General features: G+C 41.6%; 27 protein-coding genes. 13 read left to right on the forward strand and 14 right to left on the reverse strand.

Features of this window, described 5'->3' with window-relative positions:
- Window positions 1–2: 2 nt before the first annotated feature.
- The 4 genes from H5181_RS16975 to H5181_RS16990 all read left to right on the forward strand — a co-directional run bounded on the left by H5181_RS16975 (window position 3) and on the right by H5181_RS16990 (window position 3,202).
- A complete protein-coding gene (locus H5181_RS16975; protein ID WP_182751586.1) occupies window positions 3–353 on the forward strand; it encodes a cupin domain-containing protein in 351 nt (116 codons plus the stop codon).
- 228 nt (window positions 354–581) lie between these two features.
- On the forward strand, window positions 582–1,115 hold the full coding sequence (locus H5181_RS16980) for an SRPBCC family protein (protein ID WP_011638960.1): 534 nt from the start codon (window positions 582–584) through the stop codon (window positions 1,113–1,115).
- A 204-nt stretch (window positions 1,116–1,319) separates the two neighbouring features.
- A complete protein-coding gene (locus tag H5181_RS16985; protein WP_011638959.1) occupies window positions 1,320–2,693 on the forward strand; it encodes a sodium:alanine symporter family protein in 1,374 nt (457 codons plus the stop codon).
- Window positions 2,694–2,803: 110 nt separating this feature from the next.
- Window positions 2,804–3,202 (forward strand): hypothetical protein, encoded by a 399-nt coding sequence (locus tag H5181_RS16990; protein WP_011638958.1) that lies wholly within the window; start codon window positions 2,804–2,806, stop codon window positions 3,200–3,202.
- A 44-nt stretch (window positions 3,203–3,246) separates the two neighbouring features.
- Here H5181_RS16990 and H5181_RS16995 read toward each other — a convergent pair whose 3' ends face one another.
- The 4 genes from H5181_RS16995 to H5181_RS17010 form a co-directional block, all read right to left on the reverse strand.
- Window positions 3,247–4,356 (reverse strand): ABC transporter permease, encoded by a 1,110-nt coding sequence (locus H5181_RS16995; protein ID WP_011638957.1) that lies wholly within the window; start codon window positions 4,354–4,356, stop codon window positions 3,247–3,249.
- A gap of 11 nt (window positions 4,357–4,367) precedes the next feature.
- Complete coding sequence (locus H5181_RS17000; RefSeq protein WP_102036457.1) at window positions 4,368–5,339, reverse strand: ABC transporter ATP-binding protein; 972 nt, start codon at window positions 5,337–5,339, stop codon at window positions 4,368–4,370.
- The gene (locus tag H5181_RS17005) at window positions 5,336–6,307 is read right to left on the reverse strand and encodes an HlyD family secretion protein (protein ID WP_102036458.1); all 972 of its coding nucleotides are present in this window, start codon (window positions 6,305–6,307) and stop codon (window positions 5,336–5,338) included. The genes H5181_RS17000 and H5181_RS17005 overlap by 4 nt, the downstream gene beginning before the upstream one ends.
- A 162-nt stretch (window positions 6,308–6,469) precedes the next feature.
- Window positions 6,470–7,822 (reverse strand): flavohemoglobin expression-modulating QEGLA motif protein, encoded by a 1,353-nt coding sequence (locus H5181_RS17010; RefSeq protein WP_102036459.1) that lies wholly within the window; start codon window positions 7,820–7,822, stop codon window positions 6,470–6,472.
- 234 nt (window positions 7,823–8,056) lie between these two features.
- On the opposite strand from H5181_RS17010, the gene H5181_RS17015 reads away from it, so the two are divergent.
- Window positions 8,057–9,034 (forward strand): PDC sensor domain-containing protein, encoded by a 978-nt coding sequence (locus H5181_RS17015; protein ID WP_123884003.1) that lies wholly within the window; start codon window positions 8,057–8,059, stop codon window positions 9,032–9,034.
- 84 nt (window positions 9,035–9,118) lie between these two features.
- Here the strand turns inward: H5181_RS17015 and H5181_RS17020 are convergent, their stop codons facing one another.
- The 5 genes from H5181_RS17020 to H5181_RS17040 all read right to left on the reverse strand — a co-directional run bounded on the left by H5181_RS17020 (window position 9,119) and on the right by H5181_RS17040 (window position 12,442).
- Entirely contained in the window at window positions 9,119–9,295 is a 177-nt protein-coding gene (locus H5181_RS17020; protein WP_011638952.1) for a PA3496 family putative envelope integrity protein, read from the reverse strand.
- A gap of 319 nt (window positions 9,296–9,614) precedes the next feature.
- Window positions 9,615–10,301 carry a TorF family putative porin gene (locus H5181_RS17025; RefSeq protein WP_011638951.1) on the reverse strand — a complete coding sequence of 229 codons (687 nt, stop codon included), beginning with the start codon at window positions 10,299–10,301 and terminating at the stop codon, window positions 9,615–9,617.
- Between the two features lie 394 nt (window positions 10,302–10,695).
- Window positions 10,696–10,968, reverse strand: coding sequence for an HU family DNA-binding protein (locus H5181_RS17030; protein WP_011638950.1), 273 nt, complete (start codon window positions 10,966–10,968; stop codon window positions 10,696–10,698).
- A gap of 155 nt (window positions 10,969–11,123) precedes the next feature.
- On the reverse strand, window positions 11,124–11,921 hold the full coding sequence (locus H5181_RS17035) for a response regulator (protein ID WP_011638949.1): 798 nt from the start codon (window positions 11,919–11,921) through the stop codon (window positions 11,124–11,126).
- 122 nt (window positions 11,922–12,043) lie between these two features.
- Window positions 12,044–12,442 carry a hypothetical protein gene (locus H5181_RS17040; RefSeq protein ID WP_259397073.1) on the reverse strand — a complete coding sequence of 133 codons (399 nt, stop codon included), beginning with the start codon at window positions 12,440–12,442 and terminating at the stop codon, window positions 12,044–12,046.
- Between the two features lie 66 nt (window positions 12,443–12,508).
- Between H5181_RS17040 and H5181_RS17045 the strand changes: the two genes are divergently transcribed.
- Both H5181_RS17045 and H5181_RS17050 read left to right on the forward strand, forming a co-directional pair.
- Window positions 12,509–13,018 carry a DUF4240 domain-containing protein gene (locus tag H5181_RS17045; protein ID WP_123776634.1) on the forward strand — a complete coding sequence of 170 codons (510 nt, stop codon included), beginning with the start codon at window positions 12,509–12,511 and terminating at the stop codon, window positions 13,016–13,018.
- Window positions 13,019–13,239: 221 nt separating this feature from the next.
- Window positions 13,240–13,764 (forward strand): DUF3016 domain-containing protein, encoded by a 525-nt coding sequence (locus tag H5181_RS17050; protein ID WP_182751588.1) that lies wholly within the window; start codon window positions 13,240–13,242, stop codon window positions 13,762–13,764.
- Here H5181_RS17050 and H5181_RS17055 read toward each other — a convergent pair.
- Together H5181_RS17055 and H5181_RS17060 are read right to left on the reverse strand one after the other, a co-directional pair.
- Entirely contained in the window at window positions 13,759–15,504 is a 1,746-nt protein-coding gene (locus tag H5181_RS17055; protein WP_182751589.1) for a GGDEF domain-containing protein, read from the reverse strand. The genes H5181_RS17050 and H5181_RS17055 overlap by 6 nt on opposite strands.
- A 417-nt stretch (window positions 15,505–15,921) precedes the next feature.
- Window positions 15,922–16,230, reverse strand: a complete 309-nt coding sequence (locus H5181_RS17060; protein ID WP_102037830.1) for a prephenate dehydrogenase — start codon at window positions 16,228–16,230, stop codon at window positions 15,922–15,924.
- Between the two features lie 52 nt (window positions 16,231–16,282).
- Here H5181_RS17060 and H5181_RS17065 point away from each other — a divergent pair, with 52 nt between their 5' ends.
- On the forward strand, window positions 16,283–17,191 hold the full coding sequence (locus H5181_RS17065; RefSeq protein ID WP_182751590.1) for a TraB/GumN family protein: 909 nt from the start codon (window positions 16,283–16,285) through the stop codon (window positions 17,189–17,191).
- Window positions 17,192–17,258: 67 nt separating this feature from the next.
- Here the strand turns inward: H5181_RS17065 and H5181_RS17070 are convergent, their stop codons facing one another.
- Window positions 17,259–18,029 (reverse strand): methyltransferase domain-containing protein, encoded by a 771-nt coding sequence (locus H5181_RS17070; RefSeq protein WP_182751591.1) that lies wholly within the window; start codon window positions 18,027–18,029, stop codon window positions 17,259–17,261.
- Window positions 18,030–18,332: 303 nt separating this feature from the next.
- Between H5181_RS17070 and H5181_RS17075 the strand changes: the two genes are divergently transcribed.
- Entirely contained in the window at window positions 18,333–19,166 is an 834-nt protein-coding gene (locus H5181_RS17075) for a MaoC/PaaZ C-terminal domain-containing protein (protein WP_180957028.1), read from the forward strand.
- A gap of 70 nt (window positions 19,167–19,236) precedes the next feature.
- Here H5181_RS17075 and H5181_RS17080 read toward each other — a convergent pair whose 3' ends face one another.
- On the reverse strand, window positions 19,237–20,880 hold the full coding sequence (locus H5181_RS17080; protein ID WP_182751592.1) for a mechanosensitive ion channel family protein: 1,644 nt from the start codon (window positions 20,878–20,880) through the stop codon (window positions 19,237–19,239).
- Between the two features lie 124 nt (window positions 20,881–21,004).
- Here H5181_RS17080 and H5181_RS17085 point away from each other — a divergent pair, with 124 nt between their 5' ends.
- Window positions 21,005–21,334: a hypothetical protein gene (locus tag H5181_RS17085; protein WP_182751593.1), complete on the forward strand. Its 330-nt coding sequence runs from the start codon at window positions 21,005–21,007 to the stop codon at window positions 21,332–21,334.
- A 5-nt stretch (window positions 21,335–21,339) separates the two neighbouring features.
- Here the strand turns inward: H5181_RS17085 and H5181_RS20825 are convergent, their stop codons facing one another.
- Window positions 21,340–21,465 (reverse strand): hypothetical protein, encoded by a 126-nt coding sequence (locus H5181_RS20825; RefSeq protein WP_257984805.1) that lies wholly within the window; start codon window positions 21,463–21,465, stop codon window positions 21,340–21,342.
- Window positions 21,466–21,692: 227 nt separating this feature from the next.
- On the opposite strand from H5181_RS20825, the gene H5181_RS17090 reads away from it, so the two are divergent.
- The 3 genes from H5181_RS17090 (at window position 21,693) to H5181_RS17100 (ending at window position 24,156) form a co-directional block, all read left to right on the forward strand.
- Entirely contained in the window at window positions 21,693–21,983 is a 291-nt protein-coding gene (locus tag H5181_RS17090; RefSeq protein WP_182751594.1) for an ABC-type zinc uptake system zinc chaperone, read from the forward strand.
- A gap of 87 nt (window positions 21,984–22,070) precedes the next feature.
- Complete coding sequence (locus tag H5181_RS17095) at window positions 22,071–23,267, forward strand: hypothetical protein (protein WP_123884000.1); 1,197 nt, start codon at window positions 22,071–22,073, stop codon at window positions 23,265–23,267.
- Complete coding sequence (locus tag H5181_RS17100) at window positions 23,251–24,156, forward strand: metal ABC transporter solute-binding protein, Zn/Mn family (RefSeq protein ID WP_180957027.1); 906 nt, start codon at window positions 23,251–23,253, stop codon at window positions 24,154–24,156. Before H5181_RS17095 ends, H5181_RS17100 begins: the two co-directional genes overlap by 17 nt.
- Window position 24,157 lies beyond the last annotated feature (1 nt).

A 24,157-nucleotide genomic window follows, 5' to 3' on the forward strand; every position in this document is an offset into this window, starting at 1 on the left:
TGATTAATTTCAATGACAAGTTCTCTTTGTTCAATCAGCATTGGTCTCCTCGTGTGATTGCGGAAATGAATGACTATCAATTTAAATTGGTTAAGGTCGAGGGTGAGTTTGTTTGGCATGAACATGCCGATACTGACGAAGTATTTATTGTGATGGAGGGAACGTTGCAGATTGCTTTTCGCGATCAGAACATCACACTTCAGGCTGGGGAAATGTATGTTATTCCTAAAGGTGTTGAGCATAAGCCCATGGCGAAAGAAGAATGCAAAATCATGATTATCGAACCTCGAGGTGTCGTCAATACGGGCGAAATCGATAGCGATCGAACGGCGTTAAATGATCAGTGGATATAATGTAGGCAAAGGTTTGTCATTTATTAAAGGCCTCTGCTCATGCTAGTGCATTTCTAGCGCTAGCCGTTGGTGCAAAGTCAGTTGTGTGTTTAATGAGAAACTACTGTTAACTCGATGTTAATTTTTATTGTTAGCCTGCTGTTAGTCGGTATACTGAGGAGATTGCGTTTTGGCCATTAAGCCAAAAAGTCTGTCATATAACGCTATGTATACTTGAGGATAATAATAATGCTTAGAAAAATTCTCGTTGTTGTCGCGACTATTATTGCGATCCCTTTTGTTGTCGCCCTATTTGTTCAAAAAGACTATTCAGTCACTCGTACTATCACCATAGATAAACCGATTTCCGAGGTTTTTAATTACGTTAAACATCTAAAAAACCAGGATAATTTTAGTAAGTGGGCGCAAATGGATCCCGATATGGTCAAAACCTACCGCGGTACTGATGCGACAGTAGGCTTTGTGTCTGCTTGGGCCAGTGAAAACCCTGATGTAGGTGTTGGCGAGCAAGAAATTATTGCCATAGATGAAGGTAAACGTATCGATTTTGAATTACGGTTTATCTCACCCTTTGAAGCGACCGAGCCTGCCTATATGAGCACTGCAGCCGTTAATGCTAATCAAACTAAAGTTGATTGGGGTTTTAGTGGTCATTTTGCTTATCCAACTAACTTAATGTTTTTGTTTATCGATTTTGAAACCATGATAGGTGCTGATTTACAGCAAGGTCTAGAGTCATTGAAAGTGGTACTCGAAAAATAATTTGTATGCGCATGACCTAATGACTCATCTTGAAGATGATTCATTAGCTCATGCGGTGGGTTGCCATGGTTAACTTAATCGGGGTAATCTAAAAAATGCAATCGTTGCAGTGGAGTTGGGCCACTGTAACCATAATAAAAATAACCAAATATCTAATAATTATAATATTCGACATAAGTCATTACTCATTATGAGGTTTTTTACATGGAAGCAGTCACGCAATTTGTCAGTATGATTAACAGTATAGTATGGGGCGTTCCCATGCTTATTTTGATTTTAGGGGTCGGGCTGTTTTTGTCGATAGGCTTAAAATTCATGCCTATTTTAAAGCTGAATCGAGGTTTTAAATTATTATGGTCGGGTCGTCAGGTTACTGATGAAAGTGAAAAAGGTGATGTCAGTCCATTTAATGCCCTCATGACTTCATTATCGGCCACCATTGGTACGGGTAACATTGCTGGTGTGGCTACGGCGATTTTTATTGGTGGGCCAGGGGCATTATTTTGGATGTGGTGTACGGCGCTCGTGGGTATGGCTACTAAGTTTTCGGAAGCCGTTCTGGCGGTAAAATATCGTGAGACAGATGCTAACGGTAACCATGTTGGCGGCCCGATGTATTACATCAAGAATGGTTTAGGCAGCAAATGGGCCTGGTTAGGTACTGCATTTGCTCTGTTTGGCTCCATTGCCGGTTTTGGTATTGGTAATACCGTACAAGCTAACTCAGTTGCTGATGCGATGAGCAGTAACTTTGGTGTACCTAGTTGGGTTACAGGTGTGGTGTTAATGGTGCTGGTGGGTGCGGTACTCATGGGCGGTATTAAACGTATTGCTGAAGTGGCTGGTAAGTTAGTGCCATTGATGACGGTATTTTATATTACCGCTGGTTTAGCGGTATTGGTTGTATATGCAGACGAAGTGCCTGCTGCTTTTATGTTGATTATTGAAAGTGCCTTTAACCCAGTAGCGGCCCAAGGTGGTTTTGCGGGGGCGGCGGTATGGGCTGCGATTCGTTTTGGTGTGGCACGTGGGGTATTTTCAAATGAAGCCGGGTTAGGAAGTGCGCCAATTGCCCATGCGGCGGCGCAAACGAATAACCCAGTGAAGCAAGGTTTAGTGGCCATGTTAGGTACGTTCATTGACACGCTCATTGTATGCTCAATAACGGGCTTGGCGATTGTGGTTTCTGGTGCGTGGACATCTGGCGAAAACGGCGCAGCATTAACCTCTCTAGCATTTTCACATGCACTGCCCATGGGTAACTATATCGTGGCCATCGCTTTGGCTGTGTTTGCCTTTACCACTATTTTAGGGTGGAGTTTCTACAGCGAAAAATGTGTTCAATACTTATTAGGCGACAAAGCAGTTAAGCCATTTCGTCTAATCTGGACCTTGGTTGTGCCTTTAGGTGCAGTGAGTTCGCTAGAATTTATTTGGTTATTAGCCGACACATTGAACGCGATGATGGCGATTCCAAACTTAATTGCGTTAGTGCTATTAAGTCCTGTGGTATTTGGCTTAACTCGCGAATACTTTCTCAAGCAAAGAGCGCTTAACGCAAAACAAAAAGCCAATTAATATTGTCGTAAATAGTTGGCTAAGTGTTATTTTAGGTTAACTTTAGCCAAATGATTATTAAGCATGTTTATCAGTACATTGATGAACATGCTTTTTTAAAAGGATTTTTTATGAAGTACGTTGTTTTTACTGTCTCTGTTGCCGCCATCTTGAGTATGGTGTTTGTGTCGGGTTGCTCTAACCTGTCACTGCGAACCAATGCGGGTACAATTGCGCTAGGTAACGCCACAATAGCAGGGGTTGATACCTACACCTCAGCAGAAATGTCTAGGTTCAAAGCACAGTTTCTTGGCGATGTGACCACTTCATATTGTGAAAATTCATCAGATCCTGAAAAGTTAGATGATCTTCCAAGTTTGTCTTCAATGACTAAGTCACTCAAATTACAAGTGACCCAACGAGGCGGTAATGCCATTGTGTTGAAGCAATGCGGCAAAGTTAATTACTCGTCTTGTGCTGTTTATTTAGAGTGTAACGGCGAGGCATATGTCATCGACCGTGGCTTATAACTAGACCCATTTTTCTAGCGCCTATTGGAGTCATACAATAGGCGTTAATCTAATCGTTTGCTAAATCGCATCGCTGCAATCCATAATCCAATGACTGTAAAACCCACCAGCCACAATACATCGTTTATTAACTCGCCTAACGTTGCCCCTTTTAACACAATCGCTCGGATCACCCGCATAAAATGGGTTCCTGGCAGTGCTTCGGCAATCCATTTTGCTGCTGTCGGCATGGCTTCTAATGGGGTGATAAATCCAGAGAGTAATATGGTTGGCAATAATACAAAAATGGTCATTTGCATGGCTTGTAGCTGTGTTTTTGCAATAGTAGATATGATTAACCCTAATGTCAGGCTAGCGGTAATAAACAGTAACGTGCCCAACAATAAATGACTGATAGCGCCATTGATGGGCACGGCAAAAATAATATTGCCTAAGCCTAAAATAATGGTCATTTGCACTAAGCCGATGACGATGTATGGCAATATTTTTCCAATCATCAGTTCTATTGGCTTTATTGGGGTGGTGATCAATAATTCAAGGTTGCCGCGTTCACGCTCACGAACAATAGCTGATGAAGTAAACAGCACCATGGTCATGGTCAGAATGACGGCGATTAAACCTGGAACAATATTCACCGCGGATCGCTGCTCGGGATTATAAAATAAGCTAACTTCAAACCGAGATTGGTTGCTGGTTTGCTCCGGTACAATATCGTTGAGCGATAGGTTGCGCAGTTGCTTTATCGCGCCTGCAATCATGGTGTCTGAACCATCGACTATCCATTGGCCAATCGGTTCATTGCGTGCGATTTTTTCATTCAAAGTAGGCGGTAAAATTAATGCCGCTTTAATGTCACCACGGCGAATAGCAGCCTGTGCTTGCTCTGCTGTCGTGAGATAGGATGTGACTTCCACTACCTGGGTGACTTTTACCGCTTCGACTATCCAGCGTCCTGCAGCTGAATCACTTTGATCAACAATTGCTACTGGTATTGCCCGCACATCAGTATTGATGGCATAGCCGAATAACAACAGCTGGATCAGCGGGATCATTATCACCATGGCAAAGGTAATTCGATCGCGCATAAGCTGCTTAACTTCTTTAGCGGTAATGGCATGAATACGCATGTAGCTATGGCGAATACTGTTCAGCATGTTGTTAGCCCTTATGTTGCTTCATGGGAGGCTGGAACACGCTGGCCAGTATGACTGACAAACACGTCTTCAAGATTAGCGCTAACCAAGTGAATATCTTGCAGGTTAACGGGGTGATTATGCTGTTGGCACTGATGCAGTAACCAAGAGATAGGATCTACCACTTGTTTGCTGACCAATACCCGTAATCTATGGCCTAACTGCGCCGCAGAGGTCACTTCAATGTGGCTAATTAATGCTTGTTTTAACGGCCTTAAATCAGTGGTGTTGATTTCAACCACATGGGCATTGATGTTATCCATTAATGCTTTTGGCGTGTCATCCGCTCTGATCCTGCCTTTTTCCATAATGGCAATTTTATGGCAGCGTTCGGCCTCATCCATATAATGGGTAGTCACTAAAATACTGGTGCCTTGTTCTGATAAATCGAACAGTTGCTCCCAGAAGTCACGCCTGTTTTGTGGATCAACGGCTGAGGTGGGTTCATCTAAAAACAGTAATTTTGGTTGATTTAAACATGCGCAGGCGAGGGCCAATCGTTGTCTTTGTCCACCGCTAAGGGTACCGGCCAGTTGATGCTGATATTGGCTTAGTTTGTAAGTGCTTTGCAGTTGATCAATGCGTTTTTTGCAGGTGCTATTGTCAATACCATAGATTCGGCCAATAAATTGCAAGTTCTCTGTAACGGTTAAGTCATCGTAGAGGGAAAATTTTTGGGTCATATAACCAATATTATGGCGTAATGCTTCAGCTTGCTTCGGGATGGCTAACCCCATGACATTAATGGTGCCTTCTGTGGGGGTGAGTAAACCGGTTAACATTCTAATAGTGGTTGATTTACCACAGCCATTAGGGCCTAAAAAACCATAAATGTTGCCTTTAGGCACCAATAAGTCTAATTGCTCTACCGCAGTAAAGTCGCCAAATTTTTTGGTTAGCCCATGAGCTTGAATTACCCATTGTGGGTCTACGGATGAGGTCATTTTTGTGTCGGTAATATAACTTGGGCTGGTATGCCCGTAGGTAGTTTGCTGGCCGAACTGTCTAAACTCACTTCGGCTAGAAAGGCTAATCGTGACCTATCTGCTTGATTCAGTGCGTAGTAGGGGGTAAATGCCGGTTCAGTACTTATCCAACGCAGTGTGCCGTTAAATGTGCTGTCGATACCGTCTACACTGACAGACAACGTTTGGCCAATGCGAAGTTTAGCTGCATAGGGTTCAGGTATATACACTCTGGCGTAGGGCGCAGCATCAGCTTGGATAACCGCTACCACCGCACTTAGCTGGACGCGTTCGCCAACATTGTAGGGCAAGTTATCTAACTTACCACTGCGAGTTGCACGAATGCTTAAGTCGCTGTAAACCTGCTGCTCGTAACGTAGGTTGGCATTGGCAGCATCGAGTGCTGCTTGTGCTTGAAAAATATCTTCTTGGCGAACACCTTTGATCAATATTGTTAATCGATCGTTGGCGGCATCATATTCTGCATTGGCTTGATCGCGAAGCGCTAAAGCACGATCGCGCTCTGCTTCACTGACCAGGTTTTTTGCTAATAAACTCGCGCTGCGTTGATAAGATTTTTGCGCTTCGATTTTGGCGGCGTTGGCACTCTTTAATGCCGAATTGGCACTGGCGATATCTTCTGGGCGCTCGCCATTAGTGAGTTTTAATAAGTAGGCTTGGGCTTTAACCACTTCGGCTTGCATTACCGCTAAGCGCGCGGCTTGTTTGTGGGTATCAAATTGGACTAATAAGTCACCGGCGTTGACTTGCATGCCTTTTTTAATGGGTTGTGCAGTAATGATTTCTGCTGCGGTTGAACGAAGAATGACTCGGTCGCGCTCTAAGGTACCTAATGCTTGTGAAGGGCTTGCTGGCGTGCAGCCACTCATTAATATCAAGCTGGATAATAACATTGAAAATAACGCTGAAAATAGAATGTGTTTCATAGCAAGTCTCAACCATAGCCGTAGTTACACTATAGCAAACTCACTAGGTAACAAGGCATTAGCATTACACTTGTTTAGTAGGCTAAGTGTGACTTATGCCACACTTAGTCACTTAGTCACTTAGTCACTTAGTCACTTAGCCAATTAAACTATGACTGCAGTTTATTCGAAGTTGTTATCAAACTCTGAATCTTCAAATAAGTCGACTGCAGAAGTAGGGACAACATTTTTGAATTGGCGTGCAAAATGGCGTTGCACCCCTTTTAAGTCGATATTGCCGATACCGGACGCAAAGCCAAACCAGGCATAAAGGCCGCTAATGTCTTCAAACATTGGTGGTAAATATTTAGGGCGGGCAATAATGCCTTCCTGGTAAGCTTGATACAGAACCGGAATGTCTTCGATGGCTAATTTACCTAAAAACAGCATAGGGATTAACTCTGGTAAACCCGTGCTAATGGCGCTACGGATAAAGTTAATGTTTTCAACATAACCGCGTACGTAGGAGATATCTTTAGTGAAAAAGCTGCCTCCGCCAACCATACCACCACGAAATACCCGTTGAGTAACACGATAACTGTCTTTTGAACTCAGGTTTAGGTTTCTAAAGTAGCGATAGACCTCAATAAAATCGGCACCTTGTTCAGCCATGTCGACAGCAGATACACGATCGCTAATTCGTCGTGCACGACCCGGATTTGAGCTTAAGGTCAGCATTTCCATCAACACTGCTAAGCCTTCTTGCGACGCTGTCACTCGCGGAGAACCGACACTGAGCCAAGTCGCATGTGGTTGCGCACGACCATTAAGCGTGGTGCCCACATGAACCCAGCCTTCGTGTACTTCATACACATTCAAATCAGATTCGCTGAACATGGCACGGGTGTTGAGTTTTACGGTGTCACCACCTACAGCAGCGTCAGACACAATACCATCGCTCAATTTAACGTGAATTTCATCGTTGTGAAAATATTTTACTAAACGCTCACTGAGAACATTGACCGCTTCTGGTGCGCTGATAATTTTTGGATGACGGCTACTCATGTGGCGCGCAGCAGGTAACGAAAATATATGGCTTAAACGATCGCCCAGTTGGCGTACCGTATGACGATCGCCATGTAATTTGTGGCTGGCACTGCCATACAATTCTTGACTGAGTTTACCAAACATTGGCTTGCCACGATTGTGTAGCATGTCTATCACGATCCGATATTGATCAATGTTAGCCAGTAAAATTTTACCTAACTTATCGCGTTTACCTAAACCTCGCTCAACGGCATTTTTTAACCCTTGTAGGTCAGTTTGGGTCTGATCTGCGTTAAAGGATAAAGGAATCGATTGATAGAAATCATTGCTGATGTTGGGTAACTCTTTGCTTTGTTTAGCTAAAAAGTCATCTTCAACTTGTCTTGGCCATTTTATCGAGTCTAAAATTTTAATCGGTGCTTGGATACGAATTAATTCATCAGAAAAACGACGAATATCTTGTTGATAACGCAATAAAGAGTCAGACATTGTCTTTTCCTAATCTTGAAAATATTGTAAGCAGTATTAGCACTTATATTAGCAGATGTTGATTGCAAAACGGCAATGAAAAAAAACCTCAAATGTAGCACTATTTTGGTGCGACAAATCAGTTTATATCGCAATTCCTTCCAGACACTTTATTTAAGTATCTAAAAATAATAGCTTATTTATTTGGCATTAAAACTGCTTTAGCTAAAGTAATCTAGATTAAAAGGAAATCCTATGGCAGCGATGAGCTATTTAAGTGTGATCGAGCGTTACCATGAATATGAACATCTGGTACACGAATTATTAGAATCTATTTTGATCGGTGTGGGAGATATTAATTTATTCGAACAACCCATTTCGGCAAAAATTTTTGAAGACATGGCGATTAGTTATCCCTTCGTTGAACTCATTTATTTACTTGATGAGCAAGGGATGCAGATTTGTCCTAATATCAGCGTCATTAATCAGCAAGTTAAGCTAATGGCTTGCGGTCATCATGTTGACCGAAGCCAACGACCTTATTTTACTCAATTGATCGCTATCGACACCGTTCATATTACTCGACCCTATTTATCAAACTCTGGTGGTGGGTTGTGCTTGTCGGCATCACAAATGATTAAATCGGCCTCTGGGCAAGTGGTTATTGTGGTTATTGATGTCAACCTAACACGATTGATCGAGTTTATGATGGGCGACAGTGCTCGGCGTAAAATGTCTCCGTTTTTTAAAAGTATTTATACTGCGATTGTATTGTGTCTGTTTGTGTTGGTGAGCGTACTCATGTGGACCGTGATCCGCGATATTTATGCCTTGTTTAGCCAAATATCTGCGACCCATGATCCGCTACAGCCCTTTGGTATTATCATTTTTCTTACATTGGCATTAGCTATTTTTGATTTGGGTAAAACCATTTTGGAAGAAGAAGTGCTGATGCATAAAGATATCTTCCGTCACAGCTCGACTCGTAGAACGATTACGCGGTTTATTTCGACCATTTTGATTGCGATTTCAATTGAAGCTTTGCTGACGATGTTTAAAGCATCGCTGGGAGAAAAACAATATATTGAGCCTGCCATTTTGATGATGTTAGCGGTCGTGGGGCTATTGGTTGGGTTAGGGATATATGTGTATCTAGGTGCCAAAGCTGAGCTGCTACTCACACAAGCACAAGTTGGTAAGCACACTAGGCGTATACAAACTAAAAGTGCATAGGCAATTAAATAGCGCTTAGTAGTGCCTAAGTTCGCTCGCTTAAAATAGACAGGGATAAACGACATTGGCGTTTATCCCTATTTTTTAGAAAAAATCGTCGTCACCAATTGCTTTACGTAATTGAGCTTGTTCGAGGAAATCTTCTAATCTGCGTTTTACTTGGCGTTTATGTTGTAATGTTTCGGCGGATTTAACGTTTCTAGGCGTTGTCATCGCGTCCATTTCTGTGTCATCAGGCACTCTTTCACTAAGATTAGCCATAACAAAACCCTCATGTTGAATAAAAGCGTGGTATTAATTCAATGAGCATTTTCTAACTAAAAAAACCTAAATAGGGAAGTAAAATATTTTTCCTCAGTTGGACAGCTATTTTTACCTTTCTCTTTGAGCTTAGCATTAATTGTTTTTCTTGCTAGTAAAACCAACTAGTTGGTGCGTAGAGTGTGCTTGTGATCAAATATTCTGGATGTGCTGAGCGTAGATAATGCTCCGCTTTCAAGCAGGTAAAAAAACGCCACCTTCAATTAGGTGGCGTCGATAACACGAATACAGCAAAGCGCATGTGCGATAGGGTTACTCGTTATAGGCTAAAGCCATATGAGTAGCCTAAAACAACTTTAGCATCATTGTCTGGTAAGTCTGTGTCAGAGGCCATAAATGAGACTGTTCCTAGGTCTGTTTCAGCGCTTAAAGTCACGTTGTAGTCTGCATAGGTGTCGCCAAATAAATCTTCAACAACATCGCCTTGTGAATAACCGTAGTGGAATGCAATGCTGAGCTTTTCTGTTAACGGGAAACTGGCATTGGCTTGAATATAGTTCCAATCTGTTTCGTCACTTGCACCAGACACATCAGAGTCAGCGTTGATCACTTGAGAATAACCAACATCTAACCATTTCCATCCAAGCACCAAGGCCACTTCACCAAAATCAATACTGCCACCAGCATCTGGGTAAGCATAATAAAGGTAGCTGATGTCGTAAGTTAGGTCTTCAGTAAAGTTACCGCCATAACCACCATAAAGGTCTAGTTCGTAACTGGTTTCATCACCAAAATCGACATTTGATACCCAAGTACCGGCATAAAATCCAGACTCATGAGCATAGTCAATGCCGCCTTGAACGGCTGCTTCATTATTGGTTTGTGTGGTGCCACGCCATAAGTAGTTCGATGTTGCGCCAATATTGCCAGTGACTTCAGCAAGGGCTGAGCCGCTTAGTAATAAGCCTGTTGATAACGCAATTGCTTGATATAGTGATTTTTTCATCTTCATCCCTTAAAGTTTTATTATCACTGAGGCATTTATGTAGCATTAAATGAGCTCAATGTTGGTTTGTCTGAAGATTAATTAGCGAATCGCATGCCAATATTTTTTTACATTTTAAATTAGTAAGTTATGTAGTTCTGGATCATTTTGTTGCATCTTTGTTGCTGCTAAATGATGCAGGAGCGCACTTTTAATGTGCAACAATACATCAGCGTTAGATATTCGCTTATATTGAGTAGATTAGCGTTTTGCTGTGGGATAGTAGGTGGTCTGAGGTGGTCTATATTATTAATTTAACTCGGGCATCTGGATAACAGAATAAGCAAAGCTGAAAAATAACCAATAAAAAACCTCCACAGAGGAGGTTTCTATCAAAAAAAGACTGAGCGTATAATTAATTAACGCTATCTTTTAGTGTTTTACCAGCTTTAAACTTAGGCACAGTAGCTGCAGCAATTTGAATTTCTTTGCCAGTTTGCGGGTTACGGCCAGTACGTGCGGCACGTTGAGTGGTTTCAAAAGAACCAAAACCAACAATAGAAATTTTATCACCATTTTTCATGGCTTCAGTTACCGCTTCTTCGAAAGATTTTAGTGCGCGGCCAGCTTCAGCTTTAGTTAGTTCCGCATTTTCAGCGATTTTTGCAATTAATTCACTTTTGTTCATATTGATATTCTCTGCTTTCCATAGAAGTGTTTTTTAAAACATGAATAACATGCCACAAGCCATGCTGGTTTAAAAGCACTTTATCCCATAAATTCAGTATCTGTAGTGGTTTTACAGCAAAATCAGTACAAATAATGTCTTTTTTCGCTCTGTGGTTATTCTTCTAGCAGTTGGTAAAGAATTTTCTTTACTAACTGTGGTTCGAAAGGTTTATCACATAAGGCGTTAACCCCAGCACTAAATACATTACTTAGGTGGGTATCATTGGCTTCTGACGACACCATTAGAATCGGGATATGTGATTGTTGACTGTGGTTACGGATATATTGCGTTAATGCTAATCCATCTACCGAAGGCATGTTGTAGTCGGTTATCACTAAGTCATACATGTTTTCTTTCATCAGATTGATAGCCTGCTCACCATCAACCGCTTCAGTAATCAGTTGCATCCCTAAGTTGCCAATAGTGCGTTTAATCACATTACGCGCCATTCGGCTATCATCAACCACTAGCACCCTGATGTTATGCACGTCAAAGTGGCTTAAATCCAGCTCGTCGTGGCTGAGTAAATCAATGGTTGAATTAAGTGCCGTGGCTAAATGCTCTGCATTAAATGGCTTAGGCAAAATGGCGACAACACCTGATTGCCTAAAGATTTCGAGTTGTTCACGGCGACACTCACTGGAAACCAGCATAAATTGAATATCATTTAATGCGGGGGTACTTTTGATGTACTGCAGTAGTTCTGTGGCTTCACCATCGACAAAATGCAGCGCACTGGCGATTAAGTCAGGTTTATGGCGTTGAATAATCGTTTTGGCTTCAGCGATCGTTGCGGCAGTTTGAATGCTGCTCACTCCTTCTTGCTGAAGACGTGTAATGATAATTTTACGTTGAGTCTCTGAAGGCTCAAGTAATAGGATGGATAATTCACTTGGGGATAAACTAGTCATAATTCACGTTCCACAGATATATTTATTATTATTTTGTTGTTTTAATGTTGCGCGCATGAGCGAATTATACACTAAAAATGGCCTGAGGATGGCAGTCAGGCCTGAGTAATAGCATTTTATGCTTACTTTTTAACGAGATAGTCTCTAGTCACGTTAGACTGTCCAACCCACCATTGAAATACCACCACGCTCAACAGTAACAACCACAGTGGGATCAATGGAATGTTATAACCTTGAAACACCAGTTTTACGTCATCAGGGGTGATTTGATAAGCAATCACTGCTGTTGTAGTCATCGCTGCAAGTCCGAGAGTTTGTAAGCATACATAACTGATCAACAGTACTTTTGTCCATGCCGCACGTTTGATTAAGCCAATAAAAACCGGTATCACTCCCAGTGTTAATAAATCATATGCTTGATAAGTTGTCGCGCGCCAAATAGCAATAAGCGTGAGTACAACATACAGTGAGATAAGAAGCATGACTCTAATTGGCATTCGGGGGGCTGCATTTTGGTTCATATTGATCATCTAGCTGGAAAATTTGAGGTAGAATATCTCACAAAATAGAGTGATGGATACATTTTGATGACAGAAACACATTTTTGGGCGCTAGTAACACGAGATCAACCGGAGCAGTCTTCTGCTGATCTTGAATTGCGTTTACGCGAACAATTGCAAGTCTTGGATGATGAAGCGCTAAAGACATTTGATAAAATGTTAGGCCAACAATTACGCCGTAGTTATTTATGGTCAGTTTGGGGCGCGGCATACATCATTACCGGCTGCGACTCTGACTATGCCTTTGCCGAGTTTAGATGTTTTTTACTGTCGTTAGGTCAGCAATGGTATGACAAGGTTATTGCCAATCCTGATTGCTTGGGTGAGTTAGCACAATGGCCGTTAGTGGATGATTATGCTTACCCGTTTGTAGAAGAGTACGATTTAATTGCAGGTAAAATTTACGAAGACCGTAATGGGGATGAGTTGCCGTTTGTGCCATCTGGGCTAAACGCACCTGTGGGTAAAAAATTCAGTACCAAGCCAAAAATAATGCGTCAAACCTATCCTTTATTGAGCGCACGGTTTCCTTTTTAGTGGGATGAAACTGTTAAGCGTTGGTTCAGCTTAACAGGTCTATAGTTATTACATATGATGCTGGCTAGATGGCTAACATTCAATTTAATGACGATTATCCGCATTGCAATATGACAACAACAGTTTAGATAAACGTTAAACATGACGTGCTGAATTGATTGTTTAACCTACCGTTTGAGGCGGTTGTGTTGTAAGCGTCTTAAGCCCTTTGGAGGTCTATTATGAACGTAAAATATTTACTGCTTGCACCGGTATTGGTATGCCAAGTTGCTCTGGCCGAAGATGCGCCAGAACCGAACCCGGTTACCGAAGTGGGGATGGTTAAAATTGAGTGGCAAAATCCAAAAGATTTTCGTGATATCAAAACTTCAAATGAACTTCAATCGCGCTTTGAAAACCGTTTATTTGAAACCTTAACCAAAAACATCAATAAACAAGCTGAAAAAATCCTTAAGCCAGGGCAGACGTTGCAAATGCAAGTGACCAACCTTGATTTGGCTGGAGACATGCGACCAACATTTGGGGCTACGCCAGGTGATTTACGTATTGTAAAAGATTTATACCCACCCAGAGCGACGTTTAGTTACAGCATAAATGAAGGTGACAAAGTCATTATTGCTGGAGATGAAAAAATTATCGACATGAGTTTTATGAACAATACACGTAATTTCAATAACAGACCGTTTCAATATGAAACCAACTTATTTGATGATTGGTTACAAAAAACGGTAGCTCCCAAATTATAAGCTAAGCAATGTCGATTGTTTTTCATGCAGGTAAAATCCATTTGAAGCGATTTTTGCCTGCTTTTTGGCCTGGGCGCTTAACGTTGATATTTGATATTCTGTTGCTTGCTGGGTCACCAATGGCGGTAAAACCCCAATGGATAATGAAACCAAAGGGTATTGGAATTGCAGCCCCTGTCTGTCTTGTGCTTGCATTGTTTGCGCCTGCCAGTGATCGCCATTGTAAAAACTCATTTTCTGTTGCTCAAATAATTCAATAATTGTTTGGCAATTGGCTAGCGTGTCGTCTTGCATGCTTATCATAACAAAGTCGTCCCCACCAATATGGCCAACAAAACAATGTTCATTTTGATAAGGCAGCAACAAGTTTGCTACTAACTGAATGACTTCATCCCCCCGCCAAAATCCATAAATATCGTTGTAAGGTTTAAAATGGCTTAAATCTAAATAGGCAAGATAGTAAGATTTTTTTTGTAGCCTTAAGCGTTTTAGCTCTTCTTGTATTGGCACATTTCCTGGCAAGTTGGTGAGAGGGTTTGCGTGTCGCGCCATTTTTATTCTATGTTCAGTAATACGCTGTAATAAATCTTTAGTATGGCCAATGCCAATCAACTGCTGATTTCGCAAAATAATGAACTGTTGCGCCACCGTGTTGACTGAATCTGAGGTAAGTAATTGACTGACATAGGTAAGCTGTTCGTTGGCGTCAATGTGTAACACCTTGGTGTCCATTGCCATTTTCGCAGGGCGGTTTTCGTGTAATGCACGGCCATAAGGTGTACTGAATAGCTCGAGTAATGTGCTGCGATTGACGATACCTAATGGCTTGTTATTTTCGGTTACCACAATGGCTTGTAATGCTGGTTGTTCAGCAAAAGTCTGACTGATTTTTTTAAGTTGTGTACCAGGAGATGCTTTTATGGCGTTGGTGCATAAACTTTCAGCTGTTTCACAATAACGAGAATTAGGTTGAGCTATGGGAGTGCTCAGTTCACTGCTAAATTGCTGGTTTGGATGGAGAGCTGGTCGTCCAAGAAAGTAGCCTTGGCAATAGGTTACCCCTAATTGTTTTAGAGTGGTGAGTTCCTCATTGGTTTCAATGCCTTCTGCGATCACTTTACAGGTTAAGTTTTGGCATAAATCGACAATAGAGCGGACAAACTCTTGTTTTACCGCGGTGGTATCTATTTGATGAATAAAATGGCGGTCGATTTTGACATAATCTGGTGCTAATTCAGACCACAAGCGTAATCCAGAATAACCGGCGCCTAAATCATCAATAGCGGTTAAAAACCCTTGATTGCGATAATGGTTTAAACAGGACTTTAGCAAGTCGATATCGTCGGCAGGATATTGTTCGGATAATTCAATAACCACATCCGACGGGTTGATCCCCAACTGTTTAATAAGCTGTAGTGTCATGCCTTTTGGATGATTGGGATCGAGCAATGCTTTTGGTGAAATATTAATAAATAGCTTGCCATTAAGCTGGCGTGAGTGAAATGCATTAATTGAAATGCTGCGACATAAGGTTTCAAGTTCGCTTAATAAGTTTTGTTTTTCGGCGGTAGTAAATAGAGCGAAAGGCGTGTGTAACGGGCTATTTTTAGGGCCACGACTGAGCGCTTCATAACCGTGCAATTGATTTGTTGAAACATTGAAAATCGGCTGGAATACAGCGTCGATAGATTGCTGTTCTATGATGTGATCAAGTTCGCTTACTAGCTGTAAAGCCGTCATCTTTGCGTCTCATTCTATTTATTACCTAACGGCATTGCGTTTGGTATTGTTACCAATGAGAGACAAGTCTATTGCGAAAATATGACAAGATTATGTCATATGATGGAAAGCTCCTAATAAGAAAGTATTAGGGTCTGTTGATCTTTGTTAGTTAAATTTTGTTCGAGATAAAAATGTGTTAATCGAGGTGATTGGTGCCTAGCAATCTAAGCAACAATCTCTCAATAAGAGGCACTCAACAAAGAGTAAAACGTTTTTAGTCGAACCCTTCGGGCTGTGTTTGTTAGTCATTTCTACTGCGTTATCGGCTCTTTGTGTAGAATAACTACACGACAAAGCCTCTGCCTTGTTTAAATGACTAACAATATAGCTGCAAAAACAACTTTGAAAGATCAACAGACCCTATGAGCATACCGATTATTTGGCGAGTTTAAATACTTGTAGTGTTTGCAGTAAGGCCGCAAGCTTTTTGACAAAGGCTTCAAGTGTTTCTGGTGCAACATGAGTGCTGCTCTGCATCGCATCAAATTCAGCAACCAATTCTTGTACATAAGGTAAGAAACGATTACTACTAGTTGTAAAACCTTGCTCTTCGGTAAAAATCGCCACAAACTTGCCGTGGCCTTCTTTACGTAATTCATCTAGGCGAGCATCTGAATCAATGGCTTGTCTATAGGCTATTTGCAGGTTTTCTTTTATCTGTAGAAAAACATTGGTGTACGGCATAATTGCCTCATAGTGCATGTGCAAAGAATAAAGTTAATTATAAGGAGCTAGTATGCAGGCAACAAGAGAAAGTCGGCTTATTTTCAATATCAATTTGATTTATGGTCGCTTACAGCGAAATTGCTACGGTTTAGTCGCATTACTACTGTGTTTTACATCCACATCGGCAGCTGCGTTGGATTCTCCGGTATTCTACAAAATTGAGTATCAGCAACAGCAAGCGTATTTATTGGGCTCCATTCATGTTGGTCGTCAAGACTTCTACCCACTAGCACAGCATATAGAATCAGCATTTAAACAATCGGATGCACTGGTTGTTGAAGCAGATATTAGCCAAGGCGATACTGGAGCGTTATTACAACGGTATGGTGGTTTGTCGGCAGATATTGCCGCAGACGTTAATGCGACTCGGCAAGAGTATTGCCAAAGTCATCAAACCTTGTGCCAAGCACTGGCACCGTATGCACCTTGGTTGCAGTCTGCGCAAATTAGCATGGGCCGTTTTGGGCAATTAGGTTACAGCGCAGAGCAGGGTGTCGACGCTTATTTTATGGCAAATCGCAGTGGTAAAAATGTAGTTGAGCTGGAGAGTATTCAGTTTCAATTTGAATTAATCTCATCATTTTCAACCGCGACTCAACTGCAAATGCTTGATGATTCGATTAACGCTAGCGATGCTGAAATGCTTGATTTAATCTACGCTTGGCGCCAAGGTGATGGTAATGCTCTAGCAAACATTATGGAATCGCAAGCGGGCGATGCTGATGAACTACTCGAAAAACTGTTGTGGCAACGTAATCACACGATGGCGCAAAAAATCATCCAGTTGTTACAAAGTAAAACCCACAAACAATTATTTATCGTGGTGGGCGCGGGCCATATTGTCGGGCAGCAAGCCATTCCTGACCTACTAAAACAGCAAGGTGCAACGATTACTCGCTGTAGCTTTTTACAGTGTTAATGTCGATGACGCGCGAGCTATTCAATAAGTAAGTTATTGAAAATAAAGTGCTAAAGCAATGGGTTTATTATGAAATCGATCGGCCTACAAAGTGAATGTAGCGCCCAAGCGACAAATAAGGTTCTTGTTGAGAGTAGGCCAACTCCATTTCAATCAGTTGATGTTTGTCGAAGTTAGGTGGCAGATTATTTTTCAAGTAATCATTGATAACTCTTACCCCCGACTGACTCACCATCGACAGTTGCCATTGGCTAAACCAACTGCGGACATCTTCAATATACAGCGGGTGAGTCGGCGTTAATCCGACCTTCTTTTTGACCTTAAAGTCACGGTTAACATAGTCAAAATTACCTGATATTAAGCTATGAAACCGTAAGGCTTCTTTATTAAAAAACATCAGAGAAAATAAACCATGAGGTTTTAGCAAACTCAATAAACCTTGCAAGGTGCTACGAGCATCAATTAGCCATTCTGCTACCGCATGGCAGAGAATGACATCAAATTGACCATAATCTTCAACGGTTAATGCTTGTATTGGGCTGTGGATTAACTGTATCGATAATGCGGTATTTGAGGCTTCAATCTGTTGCCGTGCTAGAGAAAGCATTTGTTCTGAAATATCACACAGCACAACATCATGACCTAAAGCCGCTAGTTTTTGACTCAAATAACCAAAACCGCCACCGGCATCTAAAATACGTAATCGTGGTTTGCCAAGGCTGGCTAGGGCAGGTGCTAAGTCGCGCCATAATACTGCAGCACGGATTTCACCTTTAGTGGTACCGTAAATATTTTGGGCAAACTTTTGGCTAAGTTTATCGAAGTTTTTATCTTGCACTGTATCGGCTACGTTAAGTCATTTAAGTCGGGTAATTGTCGCATTTTGGGTTGAAAAAGGTAAAGGTAAATTAGTTGTAGTAAGTGAGTTGTCACAACAATTGTGTCGAGTATTTTTTGTGTTGATGGCATCAATATATGTTGTCTCGACATGCTGTTTTAAACGCATTAAGTAATTAGCGGTTTAGCAACTGCAAGAGTCTAAGGTATAATCATCTATTAATCGTTTTGCAGCACAGCTTTTTTGCTGCCTACTTTAGGGTACAACATTGTGAGTCACGACTACGCTATCGAATTAAAAGCGATGCCTTCGCTTTTGTCTTTGTATCGCAAAATCCTGTTTGGACGTAAACCGGGATGGAACCAACAACCGCTTCCGAATATTTATGTACAAGCGTCGAATGTGGTGTTGTCCCAAGATAAAATTAGCCAATATGCTGCGGTATGCAGTTTTGAATATGACGGTATGACGTTACCGCCAACGTATCTGTATGTCTGGGCATTTCGTTTGCATGCGATGATTTTTACCCATAAAGCGGTGACATTTCCGTTACTTGGCATGCTTCATTTAAAGAATAGTATTAGTGTATTACGCCCAGTACGAGCGGATGAAACCCTAATTGTACAGTGTGAATTAACCACAAGCCGTACTACCGATGCGGGGCTTGAGTTTGATTTGGTGTCTAAGGTGTTTGTCGGTGAAGAGTTAGTTTGGCAAGCGCTATCAACTTACTTATATCGTATCGAGTCTGCTGGTCGTCGTGCTCGTCCGCCTAAAGCGTCAGAAATGGTATGGGAAAACGTTCAGCAATGGCGCTTAACCGATGATTTAGGCCGTCGGTATGCTAAAGCTTCTGGCGATTATAACTTGATCCATTTACATCCATTGTTGTCAAAACGCTTTGGTTTTGAGCGAGTGTTAGCGCATGGAATGTGGTCTAAAGCGCGGGTGATGTCTCAGTTAATGACGTTTGTTGGCGATCGACCATTTCAAGTTGATGTTGAATTTAAACTGCCAGTATTTATGCCGTCTGAAGTGACGTTTGCGTTTGAAAGTATTGAAAATGGTAAACGTTTTGAAATGCGTGATGTTAAAGGCCGCCGACCTCATTTACAGGGCAGCATCACTTATTTATAAGCCTAACATTATCTATTAATAAAAAGGCTCAAGTCATCGACTTGAGCCTTTTTATTGCTAAGCGCAAAGCTTATTTTTGATATATGTGTACATCGCGTTGCGGGAACGGAATACTAATGCCTTCCGCATCAAAGCGTATTTTCACTGCGCGAGTAATGTCCCAGTATACTTCCCAGTAATCATCGGGTTTAACCCAAGGCCTTACAATAAAGTCGACTGACGATTCGCCCAATGTGTGGAGTTTTACTATCGGTTCTGGATGCGCTTGCACCTTAGGATGTTGTTCTACAATACTTTTTAATATGGTTTCTGCATGTTCAACATTGTCGCTGTAGCTAATGCCAAAGGTCATGTCTACCCGGCGCTGATGCTCTGCGGTGATGTTGTTAATGGTATCGCCCCAGATTTTATTGTTTGGCACAATAAGGCGTTGGTTATCTAGCGTTTTGATTGTTGTTGATACTAGGCTCATGTGGCTGACGCGACCGGTAACATTAGCTGCATTGATTAAGTCGCCGACATCAAATGGACGATAGATTAAGATCATCATGCCAGAAGCGAAGTTAGACAGGGTATCTTGCAGTGCAAAACCAATAATGACTCCCGCAATACCAAAACCAGCGAGTAACGGCCCAAGCTCAAACCCGAGCTGTGATAAGGCAATCAATAATCCTAGGGCAAACACTATTTTACTCGACAACGAGATAAAGAAGTCTTGCAACAGTTGGCTAAATTGTAATTTCGATGCACGTACTGTTTTTGAGATAATTTGTGTAACAATTTTGGCGATTAAACTTGCCGCAAATAATATGAATAGAAACACTAAAATCTTAAAGGTTAAACTGGGTCCATTATTAATCGTCTGATCTTTAATGACTTTACCCCAACCTTGTAGCAGATTAGACGCGACACTAAAATTCAATACATCTTGGGTGATATCACCAGACACACTAAACAATGTTTGTTTAAATGGTGCCACGTTCTGGCCTAATGTTTCGAGTATGCCCGCTGAAACCGCTAAGCTAGAGCTGCTTTGCTCCAAGCGTTCTTTTAGTGCCACCACATCAGCTTTTTGTTCGGTGGTGATATCTGCACCTGCATCAGCGGCTTCTGCAACGGCTTTTTGTAATTCATCTTGTGTGTAATGCACTAAACTATCGAACTGATCCGCTCTAGTGAGCATAAACTCAGTCAATTTTTGCTTTTGGACACTCACATCTATATTCAGTGTTTCTGCCCACTGAAGAGTGGTTAATTGTGCCTTGAGGTAATGGTCGCGTTCAAATTCTCGTTGTGAAATGGCTAAGATGTTTTTACTGTCATCACCTTGGCTTACTCCAAGGCGCATGGCCATAACTTGGGCGTCTAAGTACGCACTGACATTCTCTAAAAAGGCCAATTGGCTTTGCACTAAGGTGACTAGATATTGCTGGTCTGCGTCTGGTGTGGCAATAAGTTGACCAATTTTGTCGCGTAATTCAGACGACTTGTTTTTAATGCGATATTCAGTAAATGTACGTAGTTCACCTTTTGCCTTAAATAATAGCCTGGTATCTTGCTCGATAGTTTGTTGTAAACGGCTGATTTGATTTTGAGTATCAGTTAGCTGACTAGTGGCAACAATCGGTGTAACAGCGTCTTGTTCTGCACGAAGTGATTGTGTCGTAAACACTGCCGATGTGAATAATAATAACGTTAGTAAAATCCGTAGCATGTAAGGTTGTCCTAGGGCTCTGAGTTGCGTCTATGATAATGGAAAAATCCTATAGGAGCCAAATACAGTAATTGGTAGGTTAATTTGTTACACTTGCCGCCATTATTGAACTGAGGAAATTATCATGTCGCTGCAATGTGCTCATTGCTATAAATCTTTTTCAATTGCGAAGGTGAATGACAGTCGCGGGAAAGGTTTGTCAGTAGAAGTTCAATGCCCTCATTGCGCTGCATGGCTTGGGCATAATAAATATTTGTCAGTTGTTAAAATAGTCGGTTTCTATGGTGGGGTTATTGCTGCTGTAGTAGGCTATTTTGTTGAGGGTGTAACCGTTATCACTACACCATTGATTATTTTGGCTGTTATTATGGTGGGTTTATCTCATATTATGGACCACTTGCAGCTGATTGAAGCGCCTGAAAATGATCCTAATGCAGAGACGCACGCGAAATAAGTTTGTTATTTAACTTCAATAACTTGGCTTTCTAGTGATTCTTCAACATAGTAAATCCCGCCTAGCACGACAACCCCAACAATGATCATGACTAAAATGATGCCAATATTTTCTTTAATAAATTGTGCCATGGTGTTTGTCCTGTAATGATGATGTTTTACACATCCATTATGGTATGGGTAATAGCTTAAGCCTATCTTAAAAATAACGTTTTAGTTACCCATTAGTTGTTAAGATTAATTGTTAATGCACGCGATTGTGAACGGGTTGTCATGAATTGTCACAATCTAAGTGTTGCTTTTCAGCTGCGGTCTTTTACACTAATGCTCACTTTTATTTACCTGGTGGAGTTGTTCTGGTGAGTTCCCGCATCAAAATAAGACAAACTATCGCAATCTGGCTAAGTGCCATTTTGATTGTGTTGTCTATTGCTGCGTCTGCACACTCAGTTAAACATCTCGATGACGGGGTACAAAATCATTGTACTTTGTGTTTTCATCAGCATCAGCTTAATAAAACGCTTCACTCTTCCAATTTAGTTTTTGCCGTTTCTAAGCAAACGTTCGAACGCCAACAATATTCGCTGCCTTTTTTACTTAGCGTATTCCAAGCCTACTACCAAAGTCGTGCCCCACCTGTATCTCGTTAGTCCAACATTGTAATGATTTATTTTCCGTTATCTGCCGGTTTATTCTAAACCTAGGTAGGCGGCTACTTGTTGTATTTTGGAGATATTATGTCTGCGTTAAACACACGTGTTTCGTTATTGGCACTGGCTTGTGCTGTGAGTTCGTATTCTGCAATGGCAGAAGATTCTAGTTTAACTAATCCTAGTATTAGTGCTGTGCTCGATGGTTATTATCAAACGGGCGACCGACCATTAGCTGAGCGTGCTGAAGGTTTTGGTTTAGGCGAAACAGAGTTGGCATTAAGTGCCAATATTGATGAAATGTTTTACGGTAAAGTGACCGCAGTTGTTGAGTCTCATGACGGTGAAACAGAGCTTAATTTAGAAGAAGCCTTTATCCAAACGTTAGCGATGCCTTACGGTTTATCGGTTCGTGCGGGTCGATTTTTATCGGATATTGGTTATTTAAATAATCAACATTTACATACCGATGCATTTACGGATCGTCCAGCGGCCTATCGTGCATTTTTAGGTGGTCATTATTTTGATGATGGTATTCGTTTAAATTATGTGGCCCCAACAGATCTATACTGGACCATGGGTGTTGAAGCATTTAAAGGCGAAAGCTTACGCGCTACAGATGAGCACGGAGAGCGTGATTTTGATGATGTTGGCGTGTATACGGCATTAACCAAAATCGGTGGTGACATTGGTATCGAGAGTTCTTGGCAACTAGGATTGAGCTATTTGCGTAATCAGAATGGCCAAGCTTATGCCGAAGACGAGCACGAAGACGAAGCGGCTGATGAAGAAGGACATGCTGAGCATAGTCATAGTGCATCTTACACAGGCGAAAATACCTACATTGCTGACTTTGTTTATAAGTGGGCACCGAATGGTAATTACAAATATCAAAACTTAACCGTCAGTGGCGAATATTTTAGAGTCACTGATATTTTTGGTATGGAGCCAGGACATATTCTTGAGGCAGATCATGAGGACGTTAGTACCGATGACTATCATCAAGGTTGGTACGTGAGTAGTGTGTATCAATTTTCACCAAGTTGGTCTGCTGGGATTCGTTACGGTCAAATTGATACTAATGAAATCCATGAAGATCACCTCGACCCACAGAAATTAAAAGAGTCAGAAGTCAGTCTTGCTTGGCATAGCAGTCATTTTTCGACCGTGCGTTTGCAATACACTCATCAGACTGGAACTAATTTCGATGGTTTTGAAGATGATAATATCTTTACTTTACAATATGTCATGTCATTAGGAGCTCACGGTGCGCATCAATTCTAAATTGCTTTTAGCAGTGACTTCAATGTCGCTGCTGTTTACCGCGACAGCTAAAGCGGAACTGAACGTGTTTGCATGTGAACCTGAATATGCCGCATTAGCGCAAACTTTAGCGCCCGATGCTAGGGTGTATTCGGCCACCACAGCGATGCAAGATCCACATCAAGTACAAGCAAGACCAAGCTTGATTGCTAAAATGCGCCAAGCTGATTTGGTTGTGTGTGCCGGGGCCGATTTAGAAATTGGTTGGTTGCCAATGTTACAAATGAAGTCTGCTAATCCTAAGGTTCGATCAACGGATAAAGGCTTGTTTTTTGCCGCAGATCAAATTGATACCTTAGATAAGTTAACCCAAGTGGATCGTTCAATGGGCGATGTGCATGCAAAGGGAAATCCTCATTTGCATTTAGATCCCTTGCGGATGTTGACCGTTGCGCAGACCTTGAGCGCTAAGCTTACTGAAGTTGATCCAGAAAATGCCAGTCGTTATGCCCAGTCGTTGAGCGACTTTAGCCAACGTTGGCAGGCTAAAATACCGCAGTGGCAAGAGCAAGCTAAAAACTTAGCCGGCAAAAAGGTCATCGCTTATCATTCGAGCTTCCGTTATTTATTTAATTGGACTGGAATAGAGCAAGTGGCAGATCTTGAGCCTAAACCAGGCTTAGCACCCACCAGCAGCCATCTAGCCTCATTACTTACTCGTGCTGAAAAAGGCGATGTAATGGCGGTAATAGTGGCTTCATACCAAGATGAACGAGGGGCTAAATGGTTAGGTGAACGCGCAAATCTGCCGGTATTGGTGTTACCGATGTCGGTAGGCGGTAACGATGAAAGTAAAGACTTGATCAGTCTATATGATAGTCTGCTGACATTATTAAATGGAGTGAAATAAC

Source organism: Shewanella sp. SG44-2 (genome assembly GCF_014164215.1).
GTDB classification, from domain to species: Bacteria; Pseudomonadota; Gammaproteobacteria; order Enterobacterales; family Shewanellaceae; genus Shewanella; species Shewanella frigidimarina.